Origin of the sequence: Pseudoalteromonas luteoviolacea CPMOR-1, assembly GCF_001625685.1 — a bacterium.
GTDB classification, from domain to species: domain Bacteria; phylum Pseudomonadota; class Gammaproteobacteria; order Enterobacterales; family Alteromonadaceae; genus Pseudoalteromonas; species Pseudoalteromonas luteoviolacea_K.
In genome coordinates this window covers 26354-51288 of sequence record NZ_AUYC01000084.1, presented here as the reverse complement: position 1 = coordinate 51288, position 24935 = coordinate 26354, and the positions used below count along the sequence as shown (strand labels likewise).

Annotated in this window: 19 protein-coding genes; 7 read left to right on the top strand and 12 right to left on the bottom strand. The window is 43.3% G+C overall.

The features are described 5' to 3' along the window. Nucleotides 1-7: 7 nt before the first annotated feature. The gene (locus tag N473_RS23355) at nt 8-1087 is read right to left on the bottom strand and encodes a hemolysin family protein (RefSeq protein WP_063370047.1); all 1080 of its coding nucleotides are present in this window, start codon (nt 1085-1087) and stop codon (nt 8-10) included. 128 nt (nt 1088-1215) lie between these two features. Here N473_RS23355 and N473_RS23350 point away from each other — a divergent pair, with 128 nt between their 5' ends. Both N473_RS23350 and N473_RS23345 read left to right on the top strand, forming a co-directional pair. After that, nucleotides 1216-3669 carry an alpha/beta hydrolase family protein gene (locus tag N473_RS23350; RefSeq protein ID WP_063370046.1) on the top strand — a complete coding sequence of 818 codons (2454 nt, stop codon included), beginning with the start codon at nt 1216-1218 and terminating at the stop codon, nt 3667-3669. Between the two features lie 213 nt (nt 3670-3882). Beyond that, entirely contained in the window at nt 3883-4587 is a 705-nt protein-coding gene (locus N473_RS23345; RefSeq protein WP_063370045.1) for a response regulator transcription factor, read from the top strand. Here N473_RS23345 and N473_RS23340 read toward each other — a convergent pair. From N473_RS23340 to N473_RS23320, 5 genes are all read right to left on the bottom strand, one after another. Next, nucleotides 4584-6095, bottom strand: coding sequence for a YifB family Mg chelatase-like AAA ATPase (locus tag N473_RS23340; RefSeq protein ID WP_063370044.1), 1512 nt, complete (start codon nt 6093-6095; stop codon nt 4584-4586). The genes N473_RS23345 and N473_RS23340 overlap by 4 nt on opposite strands. 80 nt (nt 6096-6175) lie before the next feature. Next, nucleotides 6176-6790 (bottom strand): trimeric intracellular cation channel family protein, encoded by a 615-nt coding sequence (locus N473_RS23335; protein ID WP_063370043.1) that lies wholly within the window; start codon nt 6788-6790, stop codon nt 6176-6178. Between the two features lie 536 nt (nt 6791-7326). Then, a complete protein-coding gene (locus N473_RS23330; protein ID WP_063370042.1) occupies nt 7327-9912 on the bottom strand; it encodes a M14 family zinc carboxypeptidase in 2586 nt (861 codons plus the stop codon). Between the two features lie 74 nt (nt 9913-9986). Further along, a complete protein-coding gene (locus N473_RS23325) occupies nt 9987-11366 on the bottom strand; it encodes an ATP-grasp domain-containing protein (RefSeq protein WP_063370041.1) in 1380 nt (459 codons plus the stop codon). Between the two features lie 4 nt (nt 11367-11370). Continuing rightward, nucleotides 11371-12318, bottom strand: coding sequence for an ATP-grasp domain-containing protein (locus N473_RS23320; RefSeq protein WP_063370040.1), 948 nt, complete (start codon nt 12316-12318; stop codon nt 11371-11373). Between the two features lie 179 nt (nt 12319-12497). On the opposite strand from N473_RS23320, the gene N473_RS23315 reads away from it, so the two are divergent. Beyond that, entirely contained in the window at nt 12498-13625 is a 1128-nt protein-coding gene (locus N473_RS23315) for a M20 family metallopeptidase (RefSeq protein ID WP_063370039.1), read from the top strand. A gap of 7 nt (nt 13626-13632) precedes the next feature. On the opposite strand, the gene mutM is transcribed toward N473_RS23315, so the two are convergent. After that, nucleotides 13633-14442 (bottom strand): bifunctional DNA-formamidopyrimidine glycosylase/DNA-(apurinic or apyrimidinic site) lyase, encoded by an 810-nt coding sequence (gene mutM, locus N473_RS23310; RefSeq protein ID WP_063370038.1) that lies wholly within the window; start codon nt 14440-14442, stop codon nt 13633-13635. 2 nt (nt 14443-14444) lie between these two features. Further along, entirely contained in the window at nt 14445-14936 is a 492-nt protein-coding gene (locus tag N473_RS23305) for a hypothetical protein (protein ID WP_063370037.1), read from the bottom strand. A gap of 207 nt (nt 14937-15143) precedes the next feature. On the opposite strand from N473_RS23305, the gene N473_RS23300 reads away from it, so the two are divergent. Then, nucleotides 15144-16064, top strand: coding sequence for a manganese-dependent inorganic pyrophosphatase (locus N473_RS23300; RefSeq protein ID WP_063370036.1), 921 nt, complete (start codon nt 15144-15146; stop codon nt 16062-16064). Between the two features lie 138 nt (nt 16065-16202). Here the strand turns inward: N473_RS23300 and rpmG are convergent, their stop codons facing one another. From rpmG to radC, 3 genes are all read right to left on the bottom strand, one after another. Further along, nucleotides 16203-16358 (bottom strand): 50S ribosomal protein L33, encoded by a 156-nt coding sequence (rpmG, locus tag N473_RS23295; protein ID WP_005493124.1) that lies wholly within the window; start codon nt 16356-16358, stop codon nt 16203-16205. 11 nt (nt 16359-16369) lie between these two features. Further along, on the bottom strand, nt 16370-16606 hold the full coding sequence (gene rpmB / locus N473_RS23290) for a 50S ribosomal protein L28 (RefSeq protein WP_023397288.1): 237 nt from the start codon (nt 16604-16606) through the stop codon (nt 16370-16372). A 277-nt stretch (nt 16607-16883) separates the two neighbouring features. Beyond that, nucleotides 16884-17558 carry a RadC family protein gene (radC, locus tag N473_RS23285; protein WP_063370035.1) on the bottom strand — a complete coding sequence of 225 codons (675 nt, stop codon included), beginning with the start codon at nt 17556-17558 and terminating at the stop codon, nt 16884-16886. Between the two features lie 186 nt (nt 17559-17744). Between radC and coaBC the strand changes: the two genes are divergently transcribed. The 3 genes from coaBC to N473_RS23270 all read left to right on the top strand — a co-directional run bounded on the left by coaBC (nt 17745) and on the right by N473_RS23270 (nt 22525). Then, the gene (gene coaBC / locus N473_RS23280; protein ID WP_063370034.1) at nt 17745-18944 is read left to right on the top strand and encodes a bifunctional phosphopantothenoylcysteine decarboxylase/phosphopantothenate--cysteine ligase CoaBC; all 1200 of its coding nucleotides are present in this window, start codon (nt 17745-17747) and stop codon (nt 18942-18944) included. Between the two features lie 121 nt (nt 18945-19065). Beyond that, a complete protein-coding gene (slmA, locus tag N473_RS23275; protein WP_063370033.1) occupies nt 19066-19653 on the top strand; it encodes a nucleoid occlusion factor SlmA in 588 nt (195 codons plus the stop codon). Between the two features lie 118 nt (nt 19654-19771). Continuing rightward, nucleotides 19772-22525, top strand: a complete 2754-nt coding sequence (locus tag N473_RS23270; RefSeq protein ID WP_063370032.1) for a prolyl oligopeptidase family serine peptidase — start codon at nt 19772-19774, stop codon at nt 22523-22525. A gap of 76 nt (nt 22526-22601) precedes the next feature. Here N473_RS23270 and N473_RS23265 read toward each other — a convergent pair whose 3' ends face one another. Next, entirely contained in the window at nt 22602-24815 is a 2214-nt protein-coding gene (locus N473_RS23265) for a YgiQ family radical SAM protein (protein ID WP_063370031.1), read from the bottom strand. Between the last annotated feature and the right edge of the window lie 120 nt (nt 24816-24935).

Here is a 24935-nt window from a genome sequence, read left to right as displayed (position 1 = left end):
TTGGAAATCACTTTTTTTCCTGCTCTTCAGGTTCATTTTCTGTGACGATCAGGTGACTATGATTATCCACTCGTTGCTGCCATTTTTGCTTTGCAGCGGCTTGCATATCGCTAGTCTGCTCTCGCTCGTCAACGATGTCCATGCCCATCAGGGATTCCAATAAATCTTCAAGAGTAACAATACCTTGAATGTCACCATATTCATCAACAACCAGCGCAATATGAATGCGTTTTTCTAGCAATGTCTGGAATAACGTAGGCGCAGCCAAGGTTTCTGGCACCGTATATAACGGTTTCATCAGCTTGCTGATTTTATAGTCTTCACCAAGGCGGTGGTAAGCCAACATGATGTCATTTTTATGCACAAATCCAACAATATCATCACTATTTTGATCGAAAACTAATACTCGAGAAAATGACACTGATCCATGATCCGCAAGATAATCGTGCACCGTCATATCTTTGTGTATTTTAAAAAGCACCGTTCTAGGGGTCATCAGGTTTTCTAATTTCGCATGCCTAAACTGCAATAAGCTGCGAATAGTCGCTGACTCTTCTGCCTGCAATGCGCCAGCTTGAGAGCCCATTTCAGCCATCGCTTCAATTTCTTGACGAATATAGACTGACTCATCCCCTTTTTTGCCAATAAGCTTTGTCAGTTGATCTGACATCCATACAAATGGCTTTAGCAGACGTACCATCCATACCAATGCAAAGCTGACGCTTGGAGTCAATGCACGCCAGTAAGTCGCACCTAGTGTTTTTGGAATAATTTCAGACAATATCAATACCAATAATGTCATTACGGCAGAAGCAACCCCCACAGCAGCATCACCAAAAACAACCGCTGCTTGTGCACCCACACCCGCAGCACCGGCAGTGTGTGCCACAGTATTAAGCGTTAGAATAGCTGCTAGAGGTTTATCAATATTGTCTTTCAACTTTTGTACCCTAGCGGCCAAAGTGGGGTTCTGTTGCTTCATCATCCCAACATGGCTAGGCGTAATACTCAGTAATACCGCCTCCATTACCGAGCACAAAAAAGAAATCGCGATAGCTAGTAACATGTAGCTAATTAACAAAAACAAGGTCTACTCCTCATGTAACAACCATTTATTTCAATCTTAACTGTGCAGCACTTAATCGCACAGCCCATAGTAATCTTTATGAATATGTTATATTAACGCAAATTATTTACCTACAATAGGCGCATACTATGAAATTTAAGTCAGCGGTCACTTTACTATTTTCCGCAATAGCTACGCAACTCAGCGCAGCGCCAATCGATACTCAATACATACAGTTCATTGGTCCTATCGGCCAAAATATTCAAACGAAACCACATCATACTGGACATCAGGCGGCTATTGTAAAAAACCTAGCAAACAAGCTCGGCACTGATAATGACGCATTAGAAGTATTTGGTGAGCGCATAAAATGGCAACCGCTTGCTGATGTGAATGCCCTAACTATGGGTGGTTTACAAGCACTTAAGTTAGAGTTTTCTACGGGCCGCTTCGTACAAGGTAAACTAAACCTGACCGGTATCGAGAAAGCACATGTATTTCTAAATGGTCAGCTGCTTGATGGGAAAAATACTCACCAGATCAATGCCGTTACAGGTGATCATCAATTACTCATTATCGCCGAGCAAGTCAGTGATTGGAAAAAAGTGGCTGTAGATTTCACAGGTAAAGCCGAGCATGATCAGCTGGTGTTCACCCAAAAAAGCACCAAAGCGCTCTCTGCGAAGCAACTTTTTGATTCTCCAACCATCAGTGCTATCTCATTATCGCCAAACGCGGATTACTACGTTGCCACTGAGCAACGCTATCAAGATAACAAAGGCAACTCAGCCCTGCGAGACACAGTCTTGTACAATGAAGACGGCGATGTTATCTATCGACTCAATGGCGTTGATGCAAATGCCGTTAAGTGGAAGAGCGATTCAAAAAGCGTGGTATTTGTACAAAACAAACAGCTTAAAACACTCGATATTAAGTCACTAAAAGAAACCGTAATTGCAGAAGATTTAGCAGGCGCAAGTGGGTTTCAATATTTTGATGATAATACGTTGATCTTCACTTGGACTAAAACAGCGCCAAAAGGCGACAAAATCGTTAAGCACTACAAAGGTCTTGAAGACCGCTGGTCTTACGCTCGCAATATCAGCCAAGTTTACTTGATGGACATCAGTACAGGTCTTATTCAAGCAGTAACTGAACATAACTTAAGTCACTCGTTAGAAGACTTTGACGCAAAGAACAATCGTATTTTGGCAACGCGTTCCCCGCAAAACTATGCTGCGCCATACCATAGTGTGACAGAACTGGTTGAATTCGATTTGAGCAACAACAGCAGTAAAGTATTGGGTCAATATGGTACGTTTAAAGATGCGCGTTATGGTAACGATGGTATCTACGTCTCAGCTGGTGCTGAGTTTGGAGATGGTTTAGGTCGCTCATTAAAAGAAGGCGTACTGGCAAACAACTATGACACTCAGCTATTCTGGATGAATACACAAGGCCGCGATATCAAAGCGCTCAGCAAGCAATTCGATCCTTCTATTGATTCATTCAAAGTGCTTAACAACGGTGACTTAGTACTCAAAGTTACTGATGAAGATCGCAAAAAGCTATATCTCTTTGATGAAAGTAAGAATAAATTCAAGTCGTTAAAAACGAAGTTAGATGTCGTTGATAAATATAGCGTTGCTGATAAACGTAGCCCTGTAGTACTTGCCACTGGTACAACGGCTTCAACCCCGAACAAACTGATACAACTGAGTGTCAAAAGCAATAAAGCCAGCACGGTATGGGACTCTCAGCCCATTGCATACAAGAATGCCGAAATCGCGACACTTGAAGAGTTTAACTTTACAAACTCTGTCGGTACAGAGATCAAAGGTCGAGTGTATGTTCCTCATGGCTTAGACAAGAGTAAAAAACACCCTGCGTTAATTTATTATTATGGTGGTACATCGCCAGTGTCACGAGGCTTTACAGGTCGCTATCCATTTAATTTCTGGGCAACAAACGGCTACGTTGTCTATGTATTGCAACCATCAGGTGCCACTGGCTTTGGTCAGGAATTCTCAGCAAAACATGTGAATGATTGGGGTAACCGCGCAGCGGACGATATCATTGAAGGCACCAATGCATTCTTAGACGCATATCAATTTGTCGATAAAAAGCGCTTGGGCAACTTAGGTGCATCATACGGTGGCTTTATGACAATGACTTTAGCGACTAAAACAGACATGTTCAGTGCATCCATTTCTCATGCTGGTATCTCGAACCTAACCTCTTATTGGGGTCATGGGTGGTGGGGTTACCTCTATTCAGCAGAAGCATCAAAGCACAGCTACCCTTGGAATAATAGCCACCTTTATAGCCAACAAAGCCCGGTATTCAATGCAGACAAGGTCAAAACACCACTCTTGTTAGTCCATGGTGATGCGGATGTAAACGTACCTGTCGGTGAAAGCCACATTATGTACACAGCGCTTAAAATGCTTAATCAAGATGTCGAGTTGATCGAATATAAAGGTGCAGATCACCAAATTTTTGCAAGAGACCGTCGTTTTCAATGGTGGGACACCATGTTGGCCTACTTCGATAAACACCTAAAAGATGAGCCACAGTGGTGGCAACACATGTACGGTAAATAAAACCTTGTAGCAGCACTTTAGTGCTGCTATTTTTTTATGTGCAAGTAATAAAAAGCTAGAACTATTTTATTATTTTCATAAAGTGACTAAATAGCGTACTAATTACTGTCGCTTTTCATTAGAGTTTTTATATAAAAATAGATAACTTAGGGTTCTCAGCCGAGAATTCTCGGTGCTAAGATAAAGATTAATTATTGAATAAGTTTCGAGACCATGAGCATAAACGTATTATTAGTCGAAGACGATGAGTTACTGGCTAAAAGAGTCGAAAGTCACTTTGCACAAACGGAGTTTCAAATCACCGTTGATAATACCGGTGCTCGGACACTAGAGCGTGTGCAGGAGCAAGCCCAAACGGGCACTCCTTTTATGATGGCTATCATTGATATTGTTCTACCAGCCACCGATGGCCTACAGCTGGCGAAAGAACTTAACACATTGACTGATCTCGGTGTGATTATGTTATCAAGCCGTGACTCTCAAGCTGACCGTATTGCAGGCTTAGCGCAAGGGGCTGATGATTACGTCTGTAAGCCAGTTGACTTACTAGAGTTAGAATTGCGTATGCGTGCTCTGTACAAGCGTTTAGCTGGTGCGCGCAATGAAGACGAGTCAGAAGAGTTTATAGAATACGCAGACTTTAAACTTCACCCTGATAACCGCACCTTAATCAACCCTAACGGGGATGAAGCTAGACTCACTGAAGCTGAGCATAAAGTACTTATTTGCCTGATTGCCAATGCAGGTAAAGCCACGTCACGGGCAAAAATTTCTGAGGACATCGGGCAGCCAGACTGGAGTCCAAGTGATCGCACGGTTGACGTACTAATCGGCCGATTACGTAAAAAACTGGGTGATGAAAAAGACCAAAAACGCATTGTTACAGTTCGCGGCAAGGGCTATATGCTGTCTGCTTAGCGAGTCAATTGGGAAAGTAAGCGCTCAAAAGCACGATAGCTGAGTGCTTCTTTCAAATCAGACAGCGCAATCACATCATGTTTATTTAGATCCGCTATTGTTCTCGCTACCTTAACCACGCGGTGGTAGGAACGAGGCGATAACTGCAGCTTTTCTGTCGCTTTTGCCAAATATTCACCCACAACCTCTGACAATGCACAGTACCTTTCAAGCTCTTTAGTGGAAAGCATCGCATTTTCTTTGCCTTGACGTTCTATGGCCATTGAACGTGCTCGCGCAACTCGCGCACGAATACTGGCACTATCCTCTGCCTCATCCTTTGACTGTAACTCTGACGTACTGAGTCTTGGCAACTCAATTTGTAGATCAATACGATCAATAAATGGCCCTGATATTTTACTTAAGTAGCGCAATACTTGATCTGGTGTTGAGCGTTTATCGTGATGGCACCCAGTGGGGCTCGGGTTCAATGCTGCGATGAGCTGAAACCGCGCTGGGAAGTCTACCTGTTGTGCTGCACGCGAAATATTCACAGTGCCTGTTTCCATCGGCTCTCGCAAAGAATCTAACACTTTTCTTTCATACTCAGGCAATTCATCAAGAAACAAAATACCATTGTGAGCCAAGGAGATCTCCCCAGGTTTAGGGGTTGAAGAACCGCCGACCAATGCCACTGCGGAACAAGTGTGATGCGGCGAACGAAAAGGCCTTTGACGCCACTTTTTGGGATCTATGCTTTTACCGATCAATGAATACACCGACGCGGTTTCTAGAGCTTGTTCTATCTGCATTGGTGGCATAATGGTCGGCATTCGCTGTGCCAGCATCGACTTGCCTGTACCCGGAGGGCCTAAAAATAAAACATTGTGTGCCCCTGCCGCAGCGATTTCTAGTACCCGTTTCGCAACGACCTGGCCTTTCACTTCATTCATATCAATATGCATATTGAATTGATCTTCATTAGGACACACCATAGCTTTATCAAAAGACAATGATTGCTGCCCACCTAAATCCATCCATACATCTCGCAAACTGACTGCCGATTTACGTGTGCCATAAGTAACTAAGCTCGCCATCACTTGATTCGACAAAGGTATAAAGCAACAGCGCTGCGCTTTTGCTGCAGCTATCAATGCCGGGATCACCGCCGTGACCTCACGCAACTCTCCCGTCAAGGCTAACTCGCCATAAAATTCGTATTCATGTATGTGAGCGTTTTGCAGCTGGCCTGATGCCAATAAAATGCCAATCGCGATGGCCAAATCATATCTCCCACCTTGCTTAGGTAGATCTGCTGGGGCAAGGTTAACGGTAATACGCTGCTCAGGAAATAAAAAGTGACAATGCGCTAATGCGCAACGTACACGCTCTTTTGACTCTTTAACTGAGGCTTCTGGCAAACCAACAATATTAAACGCAGGTAAGCCATTGCTTAAATGAACTTCGACGGTCACAAGTGGCGCATTAACACCCACTTGTGCTCGAGTATAGGTTTTTGCTAGTGACATCCGTTGTCTCACATCTTATGTTTCTAGGCTAACTTCTGGGTAAATTACAACTAGAAATTTATACTAACACCATGATATAGCTAAGCTTTGTATTGGAATACATGTAACACCAAATGCCAACGAATAGCAGCAAGACGCAACAATAAAATTGTCAACATCGACACCACCATAGTAATTTCTAGTGATACGCCCAAATGGATCAATTGCGTATACACTATTCCCCCAATAATACAGGTGATGGCATAAAGCTCACCTTTGAGTAACATCGGCATCTCATCTGCTAATACATCCCTGACGACGCCACCAAAACACCCGGTTAAAACCCCCATGATAATGACAGTGGTATCTGGCATATCTAAACTCATGGCTTTTTGCATTCCCATTACGGCAAAAAAGGCCAATCCAAATGCATCAGCAGTCAATAAACGCTGTTTGGGCACCGTTTTTTGTCTATTAATCCACCAGATACATAATATAACCGCACTAAAAATAGCGATAAAATAGCTACTATCATGGAGCCAAAACACCGGGGTATCTAATATCACATCCCGTATTGTGCCACCACCAATGCCTGTAACCGTTGCAAGCACAACCACGCCAAAGCCATCCATATGCTTGCGATAAGCCAATAAAGTACCAGAGATTGCAAAGACCATAACACCCAGCAAATCAAACCAGTGGTATAGTTCAGTCATACGCGTTTTTCACAGTTATCATAAAACCTAAATGGTAACTGACATCCCAGATACGCGCCAAGTATAAAAACCGGTAGCGCACTTTCCCGCATGTAAAAAAAGCGTCCATGCGTATCACTCTTATCTTAGCAATCCATTGCCTTGATCGAACATAAAATGGGTCACCCAATTACGGACAGTTTGGCCACCCTCCCGTTCCCATACGATTCACCCTAAAACCTGTTTATGCGCCAATAAAAAATAGGGAAGAGCGATACACTTAGCGAGCGAGTACTGCACTTCAGCGTGTGCAGCTGTACTCAACAAGACACCTATCGGTGTTAATTTAACCTCGCTCACTGGCGATAAAATTAGCAGGTGATTCGGGAATTTTTCTTACCATCGACAGACAACATTAAGAACTAAAAATAATTAAATTAATGGGTTACGGTACAAAAGGGCGCTCCATACGCTGCAAATAAAATTATTAATTTTAAGTTTATTTTTAGTTAACTTGCTTAAGACTGATTCAGGGGGGGCCCCCTGAATCAAGTTACTTACTCTTCACCAGAGTAATGTAGAACTAAGGGAGCTGAATAATTTGGCACATCATCATAGCTAAACACAGCATAGTACTTACTCAACTTCGCGTTACCAAAGTTATCCAGCGTATACGCATCTTTTCCGCCATAAAGCTTTACCCCATCAAAAGGCGAGCGCGGCGGGTGAAAACGGTTTCGCACCACAAAGCAGCCGACAAAGTCTTCATCTTCAGGGTTTTCCCAAACTAATTTAACAACACCGCCCTCTATGTGTGCCGATAAGTTTTGTGGTGCTGTGACAGCATGTTTGCGCCGAGTAATATAATTAATGTTCAGCTGAGCTGGATGTTGGTCCTGACAAGCTGTCCAATTCACGAGCGCATTGGTGGCTTGAGATTCAGATGTCGCACGAATAATAAAATAAAAAGGCGTATGCGCCTGATGAAGCCGCTCTAGTGCCTGTAGGCTATAACTATCGAAAATAAAATGATGCTCTGCACGTTCTCGCAACTGCTCATTACTCACTTCATAGCCTATATACTCTATCTTTTGACGTTGCTTAACCGCCTGAAAATCAACATCTTGAAGCTCCACCAGCTCAATAGTAAAACGTACATCTTTAGCGCTGGCTATGCTGTTGCAGCTACGCAGTGTTAAACACGCTTGTGTGAAAACCGTTTTGTCTACCGGTAAATCTGCATTTAATGCAAAGGCCATTTGTCCATATACAATCTCCCCGTGCTCATCAAATCCAGAGGCCAGTCTATCTGCTACGACTGACTCTTTATAGATGGTATTACAGTGCGTAGGCAGTAAGGTTAATTGCTGTTCTGGCACTTGATAAACAAGCTCTAAATTAGGCCGGTAGTGCAAACCGCTGCCAAAAGGGCCATAGCCAATATCAAACTGCATTACCTGTGAGTCATTACCAATGGGCAATGTTTTGGGGCCTTGTAAGCGTAATAGTAAACTTTGCCGTTCAATTAATGAGTTTAACAGTGTGCGCTCAACGCCATTAAATTGCCACTTCATCCAGATCCCTTGCGTCATTTTATCTGATTCAAACGTCTGTCCTAAGGTATGAAGTGGTTTAGCCTCGCTCACAGCCTGATAATCATAAATATCTGACACGCTATGCGCATCGATAATAGCCACTGACCACTCGCCGTACTGCTCAATTTTGGCAGCGACGCGATTCATCGGGTACAGGGAAAACTCTGCCCGCTCGATATCAGCACCCACGGGTAAAGAGCTTAAATCAAACTGCACGACGCCAATGCTAACCCCGCGCTTTTTATCCACTCCAATAAACATCGAGTTGTAACCAAAGTGTTCCTTATTCTTGGAGAGATAGTTTTCGCTTAGATAGCCGACAAACTCCTTGGCAGGAAATAAAGTGCGAGCACTTTGATGTCGAGCTAGATGTGTTTTTAACCGCAATTCAGGACTGAAAGGCGATTTTATCTTTGTGACCTTATCTACAGCACGGATATTATAAAAATAACTTTGTCCACTGCGCAGCTGTGAATCTTTAAAAGACAATGACTTAGTTATAGCGATTAGGCTTTCCTCACCGCAGGGGCTTTTATTACTCTCACTGCGGTACAGCTCAAAGTAAATATCATCTCTATTGTCATATTGCCACTCAAGCTCAACGCCCTCATGATCAATTTCCTTAATAGTAAACCCGACAACACGTTCAGGAGCCAGAGGCGAGTAATTAATCGCTTCACTTAGCGCGTGTACAATTGCTGGAATATTTTCAGCGACGCTTTCCGACATATTTTTCATATAATCAGGAATGTTTCTCGTACCCACCTCAACAACGGTGGCAATAATGCCTTTACGATAATAATATTCTCGACCACTGCCATGAATGAGCTGAGCTGGAGGCTTGCCGCGATGGATGCCATATTGCCTACCCGTCACTTTTTTAATCTCATGATTCATATTGGCGCACAAGATGTTTAAATCAGCCCCTTCTATTTCTACTTCATGGTTAAATTTGTGCGCAGGAAAAAACACATTCCCTTGAGAGTGATAATCTAGCGCAATACGAATATTGTCATGCTGCTCAACAAAATCTCGGATCGCACATGTCTCGGGCTCAGAAAACGCGTGTGGCCCACCATAGGTATTTGATCCCATATTTTGATTACGCATAAACTTAGCATCAAAATTACGGTTTAAGTCGACTCCATAAGTGCCATCACCATTATTGCGACGATTCTTGCGCCAAAACGAAAAGTGATTGCGAGAATATTCAAAGCCATCCGGGTTTAAACAAGGCACCATATACAAAGTATTGCGCGTCAGAGCATTCTGTAGCTTGGGGTTAAAGCGATAGTTTTCCGTAATGTACTGAATAAACTTGAGTGCCAATTCATTTCCTATCCACTCTCTGGCATGAATAGAGCCGGTGTACAATAGAGCTGGTTTATCATCAGCGTAAGTGACGTCTAAAGAGACCGTTACCAACATGATCGGTCGCCCCTCCCACGTTTGCCCAATACTCTGAAGTCGAATTAAATGCGGGTGTTCACTCATTGCAGATTGCAAAGCGTCGATAGTATCTTGATAGGAAGCATATTGAATTTTCATAGTACAGATTTACTCTTAGGGCGGAAAAAGACGGCGGCAAAGCCCCCGTCACTAGAAGGATCTTTTTGGTTCAATTAGATTTGGCCTGCATGGTTTTGCCAATGCTCGACTATCTTCTCTAATTTTTTGTCTTTGAGGTTTTTCACCACACATAGCTTTTGAGGATCGGTATTGAGCGCTTCCACGACACCATGTGCACCAAAAGTCGTCATAATGTCATCAACCATCTTTTCACCTACACCACGCACCTGACTCAACAGTGCCCTTACTTGGGCTTCATCAAACTGTGGTGCGTCATAGTTGTTAAGATCTTCGGCTAACTCATCACTGGCAGGAATTGGCTGCATCGCTTTGGCGGCAACAGCTTGAGCGCCAAGCACAAAGTTATCTTGCAGATTCCAAATTTCACTTGGCCACTCTTCTCCAAGTTTGAAATTCGTATCTAAAATAGGAAAATTTTGCTCATCAAATTGCTGGAATACCTCACCACAATCTTGGCTTGGCGTGTACTGAGAGAATCCGATATGACGCATGGTACGCAATAAACGCGCGTCTATTTTGCCGAGCTCTTCCCAATTATATAGCGGGATGTTCGGCTTTCTGAAATAACCACTAGAGAGCAGCCACATCAAGTATTGACCAATCCAATCTCGAATATAAGGAAATGCTGCAAAGGCCGTTGCACATTCTAAAATGCGCAATTTTCCATCTTTACCTAATGCAATATCACATGCCCAATATTCCGCATTGGCCGCTTTAGATGCGGCCGTTGCCAGCTTCAAAACTGATTTCGGCACAGCTTGATAGTCCATACTCCCGCCTTGGCTCGTGTTCGTTAACCATTCACCTTCGGGAGGCCTGCGCCAAAACGCACATACCGGTTTATGGCCAATCAGCATCACACGAATATCCGCCTCCATTGGCACAAAATCTTGAATGTAGAGTGGGTAATACTTTTTCTCACTCAGCAGAGCCTGTGCCTCCTCAGCACTATCTACTTTATGGACAAAATACCCACCATAATTCGAAGGACCATATGAGCGCTTAATAATTTTAGGATACTGTGCATTTGCCAAATACTGCTGTGCCCTTTCAGGAATGTAGAATATTTCTGTATGCGGCGCAGGCAGCTTATATTTACGGCAAAAGTGGGTGACATTTTCTTTAGATTTATTGGAAAACTGACTATCTAGTGAGGGTAAAAATCTAACCTCAGGTAAAGCGCGCGCGATCTCTCTAAATGTTTCATAAGCCGTTGCCGGAATATTGCCGATCAATACCTCAATTTTTTTACGCTTCACTTCAGCAATAAAGCGTGCTTTATCGTTACCCCAGTGATAAACCACCGTTTCAATTTTATCGGGCCAGCCTTTAAAATTAGACTTATCGAAAAAGCGCAGTACATAGTCCAAATAGAGCAAGCCAATTTTGGGTAATTGTGTTTTGTTTTGCATGAGATTAGGCCACCTTGGCAGATTGAAATGAAGTTTTATTAACCACTGTTTTTTCAATCAAACCCACCATAGCTTGGATTTTAGCTTGATTAAATGTCAGTCCTAGTTGCTCTTGCTCTGGGGTGGCAAAAGCAGGAATTGTATTGACCTCTAACACCACGTACTGTTCTTTTTCCCGGTCAAAAATGAGGTCAACCCCCGCTATCTCAAGCCCCAACGCTTTAGTTGCCTTTATTGCGAGCTCCACCACCTCATCATTGGCTTCACGCACAAATACACTGCCGCCACTGGTGACATTGGTTTTCCAATCATCTTTAGGGGCTTTTCTGCCATAACAACCGACAAACTGACCATCAACAATATCGACGCGATAATCTGTATTGTCGTAATTAATGAAGCGCTCCACATAGAAATAGCGTAAATCTGTACGACTCAAAAATGGCATGATCATATCCAGTGCTTGCTCACCTTCAATTTTTACAATGCCGACGCCGCCCCAACCATCAGTGGGTTTATATACGAGCTTACCGCCAAAATCTTGTAGCGCTGCACGTAAACCATCCATGTCATTTTTGTGGCATAAGCGGTAATCAGGCGTACATATCCCATGACTATTGAGCAAGTGTGAGGTGCGAAACTTATCTTCAGCCAGTGCAAAAGCACGATAGTTATTCAACGTTGGAATGGTTTCGTTGAGCGTTTCGTATAAATAAAGTTGATATTGTGTTTGCTGGCCCGCGTTGTAACTTAAAAAGGCATCTAACTGCTCCATTGCAACACCGTTACACTCAATACCACCATCTCGCGCTCTGGCATCACGCAGATTTAGACCTGTACTAGCTAAGATCCCACGCTCGGCTAATGCGTGAACCAACTGTTGTTCGATTTCTTTTCCCCCGCCATTTTCGTACATCCAAATCCCGACATGCGGCGCCCGCGATACGGCTGTCATAAAGTATCTCCTTGGTTTAAAAATAGGTGCATAAACAGAGCCTTGTCTTACTAGTTAAGACCATCTGTATGACAAATTTTTGATCCTTTTACTGAACTGAAAACTGTTCATAAAAGCTTCACTGAACTGCAACCGAAAAACGCCACGATGAGCCAAACCTTCACAGGGAGAAGATTAGGATGAATCTGGACTATGCAGAATTAGCAGACTTAATACGCTGTAACTCGCACAGTAAAAATAAAGTTGGTGTGGATAAACACGGTGAGCAAATGATTGCGTTGATAGAGCCTCTTGGCTTTTCACTCACTCGCTACCAACGTGAACACATTGGTGATCACTTACTGTTTCGCTCACCTCGAAACTCAGGTAAACGCATATTATTACTAGGCCATCTCGATACGGTTTTCCCCAAGGACACCTTCACCGAGTTTTCAGAAGACGAATATTACGTCTACGGCCCAGGTGTCTGTGACATGAAAGGCGGTAACTGGGTTGCACTGAACGCACTAAGACGCCTTAAACAGCAATATGGTCAACTCGCAAATATAGACTGGTTGCTAGTGAGTGATGAAGAAATTGGCAGTGACGACAGCCAAGCTTTAACGACAAAAATAGCCAAACAATATGATGCATGTTTTGTATTTGAAGCCGCAGGAAAAGAACATGAGCTTGTCGTAGCCAGAAAAGGCATTGCAACCTATCACATCACAGTGACCGGCAAACCTGCCCATGCAGGTAATCACTACAGAGATGGCATTGACGCCAACTTTGCTATGGCAAATATGCTGTTAGAAATGACCTCATTAACCGATCTTAAAGCGGGTAGTACTGTGAATGTCGGTAAAGTGCAAGGCGGCATCGGCGCGAACACCATTTCAGGTAAAGCAAGTATGCAAGTTGAAGCGCGATTCACAAATCAAGCCGAACAACAAAGGCTATTAGAAGGCATTGAAAACATTTGTATGGCCATAGAGATAACCGGTGTAGAAGTGGATATACAAGGCGGCTTGCAACGCGGCGTGATGGCACCAACACAGGCGCAGCAAGCGCTATTGGAGGAAATTAACGACATTTTAGGAGAAGCTCAACCTATCGAGCATCGTGGCGGCGTCTCTGATGCGAATACGGCCTCAGCCACAGGCACGCCAACATTAGATGGCTTTGGCCCCTATGGAGATGGCGACCATACGCGTAACGAACGCGCGCTCAAATCAAGTTTTGAGCTACGCATCGAGCAAGTAACCGCCATATTATCCGAGCTGTGCTATAGAGCAAGCATCGCGGCACCCGCAGCACATCAAGCGTAACCTATTGTCAGCGCTGGCACTTAGTACAGTAGACTGTGCTGCGCTGACCTAATCGAATCTCTTGTAAAATAGTCTCACATTGCACGCAAGGCTCGCCTTTACGGCCATAGACCAGCAATTCTTGTGCAAAATAGCCCGGTTTACCGTCGCTCTGGGCAAAATCTTTTAACGTTGTGCCGCCTTGCTCAATTGCAGCAGCGAGCGTTTCTTTAATGATTGGCGTGAGCTTTTGATAGCGTGCTAACGAAATTTTACCGGCTTCACGTTTTGGGTGGATCCCCGCTTTAAACAAAGACTCATTGGCATAAATATTACCAACCCCAACCACCACATGGTTATCCATAATGAATTGCTTCACCGCAACTTTTTTACCACGGCTGGCTTGATATAAATGATTGGCGTCAAAAACGTCTGTTAACGGCTCTGGGCCCAACTTAGCAAAAACACTGTGCTGCTGTTCGGGGTCTTGCCATAAAAATGCGCCAAAACGGCGTGGATCATTGAGCCGCAAGGCTAAACCGTTATCAAACAGCAATTCAACGTGATCGTGTTTTTTCAAAGGTTCATTTTGCTCAACGACTCGTAAATTACCAGACATCCCCAAATGAAGGATCCCTGTGCCCACTTCGCTCTCTAACAGTAAATATTTAGCTCTGCGTCTCACTGCTGAAATTGCTTTCCCCTCTAAACGCGCAACGTCTTCAGGCACAGGCCAACGTAAACGGCCATTATGAATGCGGACTTCATTGATAACATGACCTTTGATATGAGGCTCAATCCCCAAACGACTGACTTCAACTTCTGGTAATTCTGGCATAACTATAATTCTATTGGTTTAAATAATTGCATTGCTATATCAGCATCAAGTTCCAGCCACTGCTGTTGACGCTTAGCATATAGCAAATACAGCTCATCAGTTCGATATAGCTGATAACTTAATGGTAACTCCTCTCCAGCTAACCAAAAAGTCGCAACCGAGATTGCTGACTCTGGATTAAGCTGCGGTGGTGCTATCGATTGTAATTCAGTGTGTTGCCAAAGCTGAACTATCTGCACAAGATCTTGCTCGGTATAGGCTGTTTGCACTTTGTCACTCAGCTTATTTTCAATACGCCACGTAGTGCCTATACGCTCAATTTTGACGCCGGGGTATGCCATTGCCAATACAAAGCTTTGTTCGGGCAGGACCATAACCCTTTCAAATTCAGCTTGTTGTGGATTTAACTTGTGATGTAACCCATTGAGAAAGAAGATCATAATCAACATGGAGAAAATCACCACATTGTTCCAGGCTTTTCGGCTTAACCCCATAACGGCCCCATACGTACTCACAGGAAGATGACTTAGATCACACTACTATACCTTGCGGCGTTGCTGACCTGTACTTTTAATTGTCCAATCTACGTTATTTCATAAACACAGCTTAGACTATTTTCTAGGTCCAAAACCCCCCTGAGACTGTATTAATGTGATTAATTTTTGCTAAAATAAGCGACAAAATTTTTTAGGAGTCCGTCAATGGCAATGTATGTAGTGGGTCATAAAATCCCTGATTCTGATTCAATTTGTGGTGCAATTGCACTGTCTTACCTTAAAAACCAAATTGGTGAAGAAGCAATTCCTACTCGTTTAGGTGATGTATCACCAGAAACACAGTTTATTTTAGATCGCTTTGGCTTCGAAGCTCCAGAGCTTAAATTAAGCTATGCAGGTGAAGAAGTGTATATTGTTGACCACACAGAAAAAACGCAAGCACCTGATGACATTGACGAAGCTACTGTTGTCGGTGTTGTTGATCACCATAAACTAGGTGATTTAACCACTTCAACGCCACTTGAATGTTGGATCCGCCCAGTCGGTTGTAGTAACACCATCATCAAGATGATGTATGACTTTTACGGTGTTGAAATTCCTAAGGACATCGCAGGCCTGATGTTAGGCGCGATTTTATCTGATACAGTTATTTTCAAATCACCGACATGTACAACAGCAGATATCAAATGTGTTGAAGTACTGGCAGAGATTGCTGGTATCGAAGACTTCAAAGCATTTGGCATGGAAATGTTCAAAGTGAAATCAGCGGTTGAAGGCACCCCTGCTCGCGATCTTGTTATGCGTGACTTTAAAGACTTTAACATGAACGGTAACCTAGTTGGTATCGGTCAGCTAGAAGTCATCGACCTGTCTGTATTTGACGAAATCAAAGCAGACCTAGAAGCAGATATCGCGAAGCTAAAAGAAGAAGGTGGTCGTCACTCAGTATTACTACTGCTTACGGATATCATGAAAGAAGGCTCGCAAATGCTGATTGCATCTGATGATGAAGGCATTATCGAAACAGCATATGGTCAAGCGCCTGAGCAAAGCCGCGTTTGGCTTGATGGCGTTCTTAGCCGTAAAAAGCAAGTGGTACCGCCACTTCAAGATGCGTTTGCTTAATCGCCTCTTTATCAATAAAAAAAAACCGAAGCCATAGCTTCGGTTTTTTTATGCCTAACTTTCACCAATGCGAATTGATAAATTGCAGGCAACAAAAAACCCAGTACAAGACTGGGTTTTTCAATTCTCAAAGCAAAATTATTTAATTTTTGCTTCTTTGAAGATCACGTGCTTACGTACTTTAGGATCGTACTTTTTGATCTCCATTTTTTCAGGCATGTTACGCTTGTTCTTGTCGGTAGTGTAGAAATAACCAGTACCAGCAGTTGAAACTAAACGGATCTTATCACGCATGATTTAGCTCCTTATACTTTTTCGCCGCGAGCACGGATATCTACTAATACCGCGTCGATGCCTTTTTTATCGATAATACGCATACCTTTAGTAGTAGTGCGTAGAGTAACGAAACGTTTTTCACTTTCAACCCAGAAACGGTGTGTTTGTAGGTTAGGTAGGAAACGACGCTTAGTTGCGTTGCGCGCGTGTGAACGGTTGTTACCAACAACCGGGCGCTTACCTGTAACTTGACAGACTTTAGACATGTCTATGTATCTCCAATAACTTCGCTCGAGCTTAATTTCCCCTTAGGCCTTACACTGGTGTGCCCCGGGTAAAAACAAAGGGCGCTCTTTATACAGCATCTGCAGGCAGAGATCAAGGATCTGATGATATCCTAGTCAGCTCATGGGTAAAATTTGATAGCGGCCAATTATAATGATCATAAGCCCCTGTGGAAAGTAAAAACTGCATTTAAATTAAACTATTTTATAAAATTTAAGCGAAATAACGATTTGCAGGTAGAAAGTGGTCAATTAAAACTCATAATAAGCCCATATCAGCAAATGAAACACAGCGATTACCCGCCACAATGACATGATCTAACACCTTGATATCCATCAATGACAACGCTTTTTGCAATTTGTCCGTTAAAATTTTATCTGCTCGACTGGGTTCACTCACACCGGAAGGATGATTATGTGCACAAATTATTGCTGCTGCATTGTGCTTAAGCGCAGCCTTAACCACCTCTCTTGGATACACTGAAGCACTATTGATTGTGCCGCGAAAAAGTATTTCATCCTTAATAAGCTGATGCTGACTGTCTAAATATAAAACCATAAAAACTTCATGCTCGAGTCCTTTCAATTGCATACTTAAGTAATCAAAGACCATAGCCGGACTCTCAAATTTAAACGCACGCTCACATCCTTCTTTTAAATAGCGTTTACACAGCTCCAAAACCGCCTGAAATTGTACATATTTGACCTCTCCGACACCTTTAAGTGCAATAAACTCAGCTTGTGAGGCATTAAATAGTCGCTGTAAAGACTCACACTGTTGTAATAATGAATCCGCCAATTCAATGGCATTCATGCCACTTACCCCTGTGCGTAAAAAAATTGCCAATAGCTCAGCATCGCTCAACGCACTGGGACCATCACTGAGTAACTTCTCTCTGGGCCTTGTATGTTTTGGTAATTGCGTTAGTTGCATATTTACTCCTTTAAAGATATTTGCCGAATCCATAGCATCCATTTCTTATTTACCATGTCAGTTGATAAAAAAAACGCTCAAAGCCTATCTATTTCTTACGTTAATCGCAGACTTTGCATTCGATGATTCAAAATAACCTCATGGCTGTGATATCTTTAGTCCAGTTTAAGTTGTGAGAATGTGAAGATGAACTTATCTGGCAAGAAAATAGTTTTGGGGATCAGCGGTGGTATTGCCGCATATAAATGTGCAGAGCTTGTGAGACGCTTAAAGGAGCAGCAATGCGAAGTCAAAGTGGTTATGACTGACTCTGCAAAACAGTTTATTACGCCACTCACTATGCAAGCTGTTTCAGGCGAACCCGTTTCAGACTCTTTACTCGACCCACAAGCTGAAGCAGCAATGGGCCATATAGAATTTGCCAAATGGGCAGACTTAATCTTAATTGCACCTGCAACCTGCAATACCATTGCCAAAATGGCAGTAGGCATTGCTGATGATTTACTGACGACCCTAGTTCTTGCCACACCCGCAAAGGTCGCCATTGCTCCGGCAATGAATCAACAAATGTATGCCCATCCTGCAACACAAAACAATTTAGCGACTTTATCATCTTATGGCATTTCAGTTTGGGGACCAGGTAGTGGCGAGCAAGCCTGCGGAGATATTGGCAAAGGGCGTATGTTAGAACCTCTAGAACTGCTTGAGCACTGCCTAACAGCACTAAATCCAGCTCCTAAAATACTAGAGGGGCGCACCGTCACCATTACTGCCGGGCCCACGCGTGAAGCGCTTGACCCTGTTCGCTATATCACCAATCATAGCTCAGGCAAGATGGGCTATGCCCTCGCACATGCAGCACATTCGTTAGGCGCGACAGTAAATTTAATTTCGGGCCCCGTTAATATCCCAGTGCCACAAGGCATTCATATCACTTCAGTCAGTAGTGCCGTAGATATGCATGAAGCTGCACTACATTTAGCGACACAATCAGATGTTTTTATTGGCTGTGCTGCCGTTGCTGATTATCGTGCAGCTGATATCGCTGACCAAAAGATTAAGAAGCAAGGTGATGAAATGACGCTCACTTTAGTCAAAAATCCCGATATCATCGCTTCAGTCGCAGCCTTAAAACAACAGCGCCCTTACACAGTCGGTTTTGCCGCTGAGACACAAGATGTCAAACAATATGCACTTGGTAAGTTAAAAAACAAACATCTCAATATGATTTGTGCTAATGATGTTTCACAAGAGGGCCTTGGTTTTAACTCAGATAACAATGCTTTAACCTTATTTTGGGAAAATGAGCAGTGTAGTTTGCCAGCATCAAGTAAACAGGAGTTAGCACTTACTGTCATTAAAGCAATTGCGAGTAAACTTAGTTGACCTAGTGTTAAAAGGCTGGAAAGAAGCTGAATAAAACATTAACATAGGTCTTTATTGAGTATGGACCTAATAAAAATACACCATACAGACCAGAATAACGATAATTATTAAAGGAAAGTTCATGCCAGCGACTAAACGCAGTAATCGCAAAGAGCAAATTCTTCAATCTCTTGCGCAAATGCTTGAAACTAGCCCAGGTCAACGGATCACAACTGCTAAGCTCGCAGCTGAAGTCGGGGTCTCGGAAGCTGCCCTCTACCGCCATTTCCCTAGTAAAGCACGCATGTTTGAAGGGCTAATCGAATTTATCGAAGATACCTTGCTTTCACGGATAAATATTATCCTTGAAAACGAAAAAGATACGCAAAGTCGAATATATAACATCCTAAACTTATTACTTACTTTTTCTGAAAAGAACCCTGGTATCACGCGCATTCTTACTGGAGATGCACTGCAGGGAGAACAAGAGCGTTTAAGAGAGCGAGTTCAAAGCTTATTCGAAAAGCTTGAAACGCAATTTAAGCAAGTATTAAGAGAAAGAAAGCTCAGAGAGGGCAAAGCATTTAATAGTGACGAAGCCGCCCTTGCAAACTTGTTTTTAGCGCATGTTGAAGGAAAAATGAATCAGTTCGTGCGTAGTGACTTTAAGGCTAAACCAACAGCAACGTTCAATAATCACTGGCAAGAGCTGCAACGTATTTGGTTGTAAATATAAGCGGTACAATACCGCTTCCAACGCTTTTTCACTTCCACACAACGCACCATGATTTTGTTTAACGACTAAAAGTGTTACAAAGACACACTCAGTAAATAAAATAGACAGAATCATGAAGTATACTTATTCGCTTATAGCAGCGGCTTTATTTTCTGGTCAAGTAATGGCCAACAAAGCCCCACTCGAATTCTCCGATGTTTTTGACTTCAAATATGCACAAAGCACACAACTGGCCGAAGATGGCAAAGTGCTCGCGTTTAGTGCAAAGCCTTATCGAGGAAATGCTCAGGGACAAGTATATAACCTCGCCACGAATAAGCTGATCTCAACTGTTGAACGCGGCACTAAAGCGCATTTAAATAAGTCCGCAACGTGGGCTGCATTTATTCAGGCACCGACTTTATTAGCACAAGAAACCGCCAGTAAAAAAGAAAAAAAAGCACTAAGCAGCAATCTGGTACTTGTAAACACGCAAACAGGAAAACAACAACGCTTCGAGCAAGTCAAAGACTATCAACTCAGTGATGATGGCCGCTGGTTAGCCTATCGCGAAGATAAAAAAGCAGAGTCCAATAGCGCAGCGTCAAGCTCTGATGCCCCTAAAATCACCGCAGATAAAAAAGATAAGCCGCTGACATTAGTAGTTGTCGATTTAACAACAAGCCAAACACAACGCTTTGATAATGTCGTTAACTATGGCCTAAGCCCCGCTGAATACGGTGTGTTATTCAGTCAACATGATGAAACTGGTGCCAATAATCAAGTTCAGTATCTAGACTTAACAAATAACACAACCAGTCCTTTATTTAGTGAGCCAGGCGTTACCGTCAGTGCCATCGCATGGCATCCGTATTCAAGTATTGTGGCATTTAATCTTGGTAACTATGTAAACGAAGATAAACGTCGCCGCAGCTACGATGTCACGCTGTGGGATGCAAATATAGATAAACTGAGTACCATTAAAAATCCAAGTGGCTGGTATAGCTCCAAGACCGCAAAACTAGAATGGTCGGAGCAAGGTGAGCGACTCTATTTTGAAAATCGCCCACAGCTCAGTGATAAACCAGAACAGTTGAAGTATGACGATACCTCATCCCTGAGAGATTTTGATACGATTCGACAGCAGTCAGGTCTGCAAATCTGGCATAACCAAGATCCGGAAATTAAAACGCGTGAACAAAATACGTGGAAAAACACGAACCGTGAACGTCAGTATCAGGCGGTTTACCACATTGAATCACAAAAAGTCATCCAGCTTGCTGATGAAACGGTTCGTGATGTGACCCTCCATACTGAAGCCGATTACCTACTGGGTAAGAATGATCAACCTTACCTAGAAAAAGTAATGTATCAGGGCTTTTATGCCGATTATTATGCCATCAAAGTCAGTACAGGTGCCAAAGGATATATCGTCAAAGATTCACCAAACCAGCCTTCACTTTCTCCAACAGGCAGACATGCAGCCTACTTTCTTCATGACCAACTATGGCTTAAAGATTTACATCAACAAAAAGAAACAGCGGTTAGTAAAGCGGTTCGCCAAGCGATATTCGCTGATGACCAACACGATTACCCTGAACCAAACCCGGGTTATGGTTTTGCTGGGTGGCAACAAGATGGCAGTACCCTGTATGCCTATAGTAAATATGATATTTGGGCCTTTGACAGTGCCACAGGTAACGCTCAGCGTTTGACCTCAGGAAAAGAGACAAACACCCGCTACCGTGTCATTAAGCTAGATAAAAAACAGGTTGGTTTTAGCCAAGATGAAACCCTCTATTTATCGGCTTTTAACCTACAAAATAAACAAACACATATCGCCAAACTCAACCTTAAAACAGGCCGTGTTGACACGATTTTGAAGGGGCAAGCGCGTTTTGACCTAGTGAAAAAAGCCAAACACGCTGACAAACTTATTTTCACTCAGCAAAGTTACCATCAGTTCCCTGATTACTGGCAAACAAATGATCAATTCAAGACCTCTCAACAAATTACAAACCTTAACCCGCAAATAAAGGAATTTGCTTGGGGTCAAAAGCCTGAGCTAGTTCAATATAAAGGCTATAATGGCGAGAACATGCAAGGTGTGTTGATCAAGCCAGCCAATTATAAACCAGGTCAAAAACTCCCTGTGGTCATTTATTTCTATCGATACATGAGCCAGCGCATGTATGACTTCCCGAAGATGGAACTCAACCACAGGCCTAATTTCCCGATGTTCACATCAAACGGTTACGCGGTATTTTTACCAGATATCCGTTTTGAAATTGGCAAACCAGGTCCGTCTTCAACCCAAACCTTGATCAATGCAGCGCAAAAACTAATTGATATGGGTGTTGCTGATAAAAATAAAATTGGTTTACAAGGCCACTCTTGGGCTGGTTATCAAAGCGCTTTTGCCGTAACGCAAACAGATATGTTTAAAGCGGTCGTATCTGGCGCCCCTGTATCAAACATGACATCAGCGTATAGCGGAATACGTTTAAAATCAGGACTTGCACGTCAATTTCAGTATGAAACAGGACAAAGTCGTATTGGCAAACCGCTGACAAAAGCGCCTGAATTATACATTGAAAATTCACCGGTCTTTTTTGCCGATAAGGTTAACACGCCCATTCTACTGATGTTTGGCGACAAAGACGGTGCTGTACCTTGGCAAGAAGGGATCCAGTACTATTTAGCACTGCGACGCCATAATAAAGACGCCATCTTCTTACAATACGAAGGGGAACCACATCATCTAAAGCAGTTCCCAAATCAAGTAGATTTCTCGATTCGTATGATGGAGTATTTTGATCACTATTTGCGAGGTATGCCTGCCCCCGAGTGGATCACATCAGGCAAGGCATATCGCCCAGAGAGTTGATCCCTTCCCTCACTATGTAAACGTGATTTAAAACGGGTCAAACGCCATAAAAAAGCCGCGCAATGCGGCTTTTTACTTAATGATGTGTCGGCTTACTTTTATTGGGTTTACGTTTATTCTTACCCACTCTAGGTTTGGTATTGGCTTGGTTAAACTGGCTAAACCCAGTGTGCTTTGTCAGAGCTTTATTACCACGCTTTTGCCCTGAACTCGCTTGCCTACCTCGCGTATTTTCATCTGGCACCAAGCACTCAGGTCCTCTACCAATTAAGTGGGCTTTACCCATACTCTTTAACGCTTCACGGATCTGTGGCCAGCCCGCAGGATCATGATAACGCAAGATGGCTTTATGCAAACGACGCTGACGGGCCCCTTTGGGTACCGGCACTTCCTCATGGTTATTTTTGATGTTGCGCAATGAGTTCATCTCAGTGTGATAAATGGTTGTCGCGTTCGCCATCGGAGATGGGTAAAAATTTTGCACCTGATCTAATTTAAAATCATGGGCTTTCAACCACAGCGCCATATTCACCATATCTTCATCCGTTGTGCCCGGATGCGCGGAGATAAAGTAAGGAATTAAGTATTGTTTTTTGCCCGCTTCTTTTGAGTACTTATCAAATAACTCTTTGAATTTATCATAGGTGCCCATACCCGGTTTCATCATTTTCGAAAGCGGTCCGTTCTCTGTATGCTCCGGCGCAATTTTTAAATATCCACCGACATGGTGAGAGACTAACTCTTTCACATAACGCGGGTCTTCAATCGCCAAATCATAGCGCACACCTGAAGCGATGAGGATTTTTTTAACCCCCTCTACCTCGCGTGCTTTACGATACAGTTCTATTGTTGGGGTATGGTCGGTGTCCATATGCTTGCAAATATCCGGGTAAACGCAAGACAAACGACGACAGGTACTTTCCGCTTTTTTACTTTTACAGCGCAACTTGTACATGTTCGCAGTTGGACCTCCTAAATCGGATATAACGCCTGTAAACCCAGGAACTTTATCTCTGATCTGTTCTATTTCTTCAATAATAGACTCTTCTGAACGGCTTTGAATAATTCGACCTTCATGCTCAGTGATCGAGCAGAAACTACAGCCCCCAAAGCAGCCCCGCATAATGTTGACTGAAGTTTTAATCATGTCATAAGCTGGGATCTTATCATCGCCATAAGCTGGGTGTGGAATACGCTGATAAGGCAGCCCAAATACGTGATCCATTTCTTCTGTTTCTAGCGGAAATGCAGGTGGATTTACCCAGACAGAGCGATCGCCATGACGTTGGAATAGTGCTCTGGCACATCCTGGATTTGTTTCTTGGTGCAAGATACGCGAAGCATGGGCATATAGTGGCTTATTCACACTCACTTGCTCAAAAGCTGGCAGCTTCACATATACCTTTTCCCATGGCTTCAACCTTGGCGGCTGAACCGTAATAGGCTTTGCCGCCTCACTTTTTAAATCGATACCCGCTTTGGCAAATTCGGACTTGCTACACCCCATATCATCGGCACCATATGGATTTGGAATTGGGTCAATCTTACCCACTTTATCGATGGCAGTTGAATCACTGCCTCGCCAACCTTCAATGGGGGTTTTTCGAATAACCGCGGTACCTCGCACATCTTGAATTGTGTCAATGGTCTCGCCATTGGCAATACGATGTGCGACTTCTACCAATGGGCGCTCAGCATTGCCGTAAATCAAGATATCCGCTTTGGCATCAAAGATAACACTACGGCGCACTTTTTCCTGCCAGTAATCATAATGTGCAATACGACGTAAGCTGGCCTCAATACCACCAATAACAACAGGTACATCTTTGTATGCTTCACGACAGCGTTGACTGTACACAACCACAGCTCTGTCAGGACGTTTACCACCGACATTGCCAGGTGTATAAGCATCATCATGGCGGATCCGCTTTTCTGCAGTATAACGATTGATCATAGAGTCCATATTGCCAGCCGTCACACCAAAAAATAGATTTGGCTTACCCAGTGACTCGAAGGCCGTTTTATCTGACCAGTCCGGTTGCGCAATAATACCTACTCTGAAACCCTGCGCCTCTAGTACTCGACCTATCACCGCCATACCAAAGCTTGGGTGATCGACATACGCATCACCAGTGACAATGATGATGTCACAACTGTCCCATCCTAAAGCGTCCATTTCCGCACGGCAAGTTGGTAAAAATGGGGCTGGGCCAAAACATTCTGCCCAGTATTTAGGGTATGAGAAAAGCGAACGCTCCGCTTTTAACCCAGAGACCTTTGAAGTATTCATAGAGTGACGGCTCAAATAATTTGCAAGGCTCTTATTATACCTCAGCGACGCATGCTACCGCACTAAATGTGGCGAAATATCAAACTAAAATATCTAATTTACTGTAATTATTAATTTAAA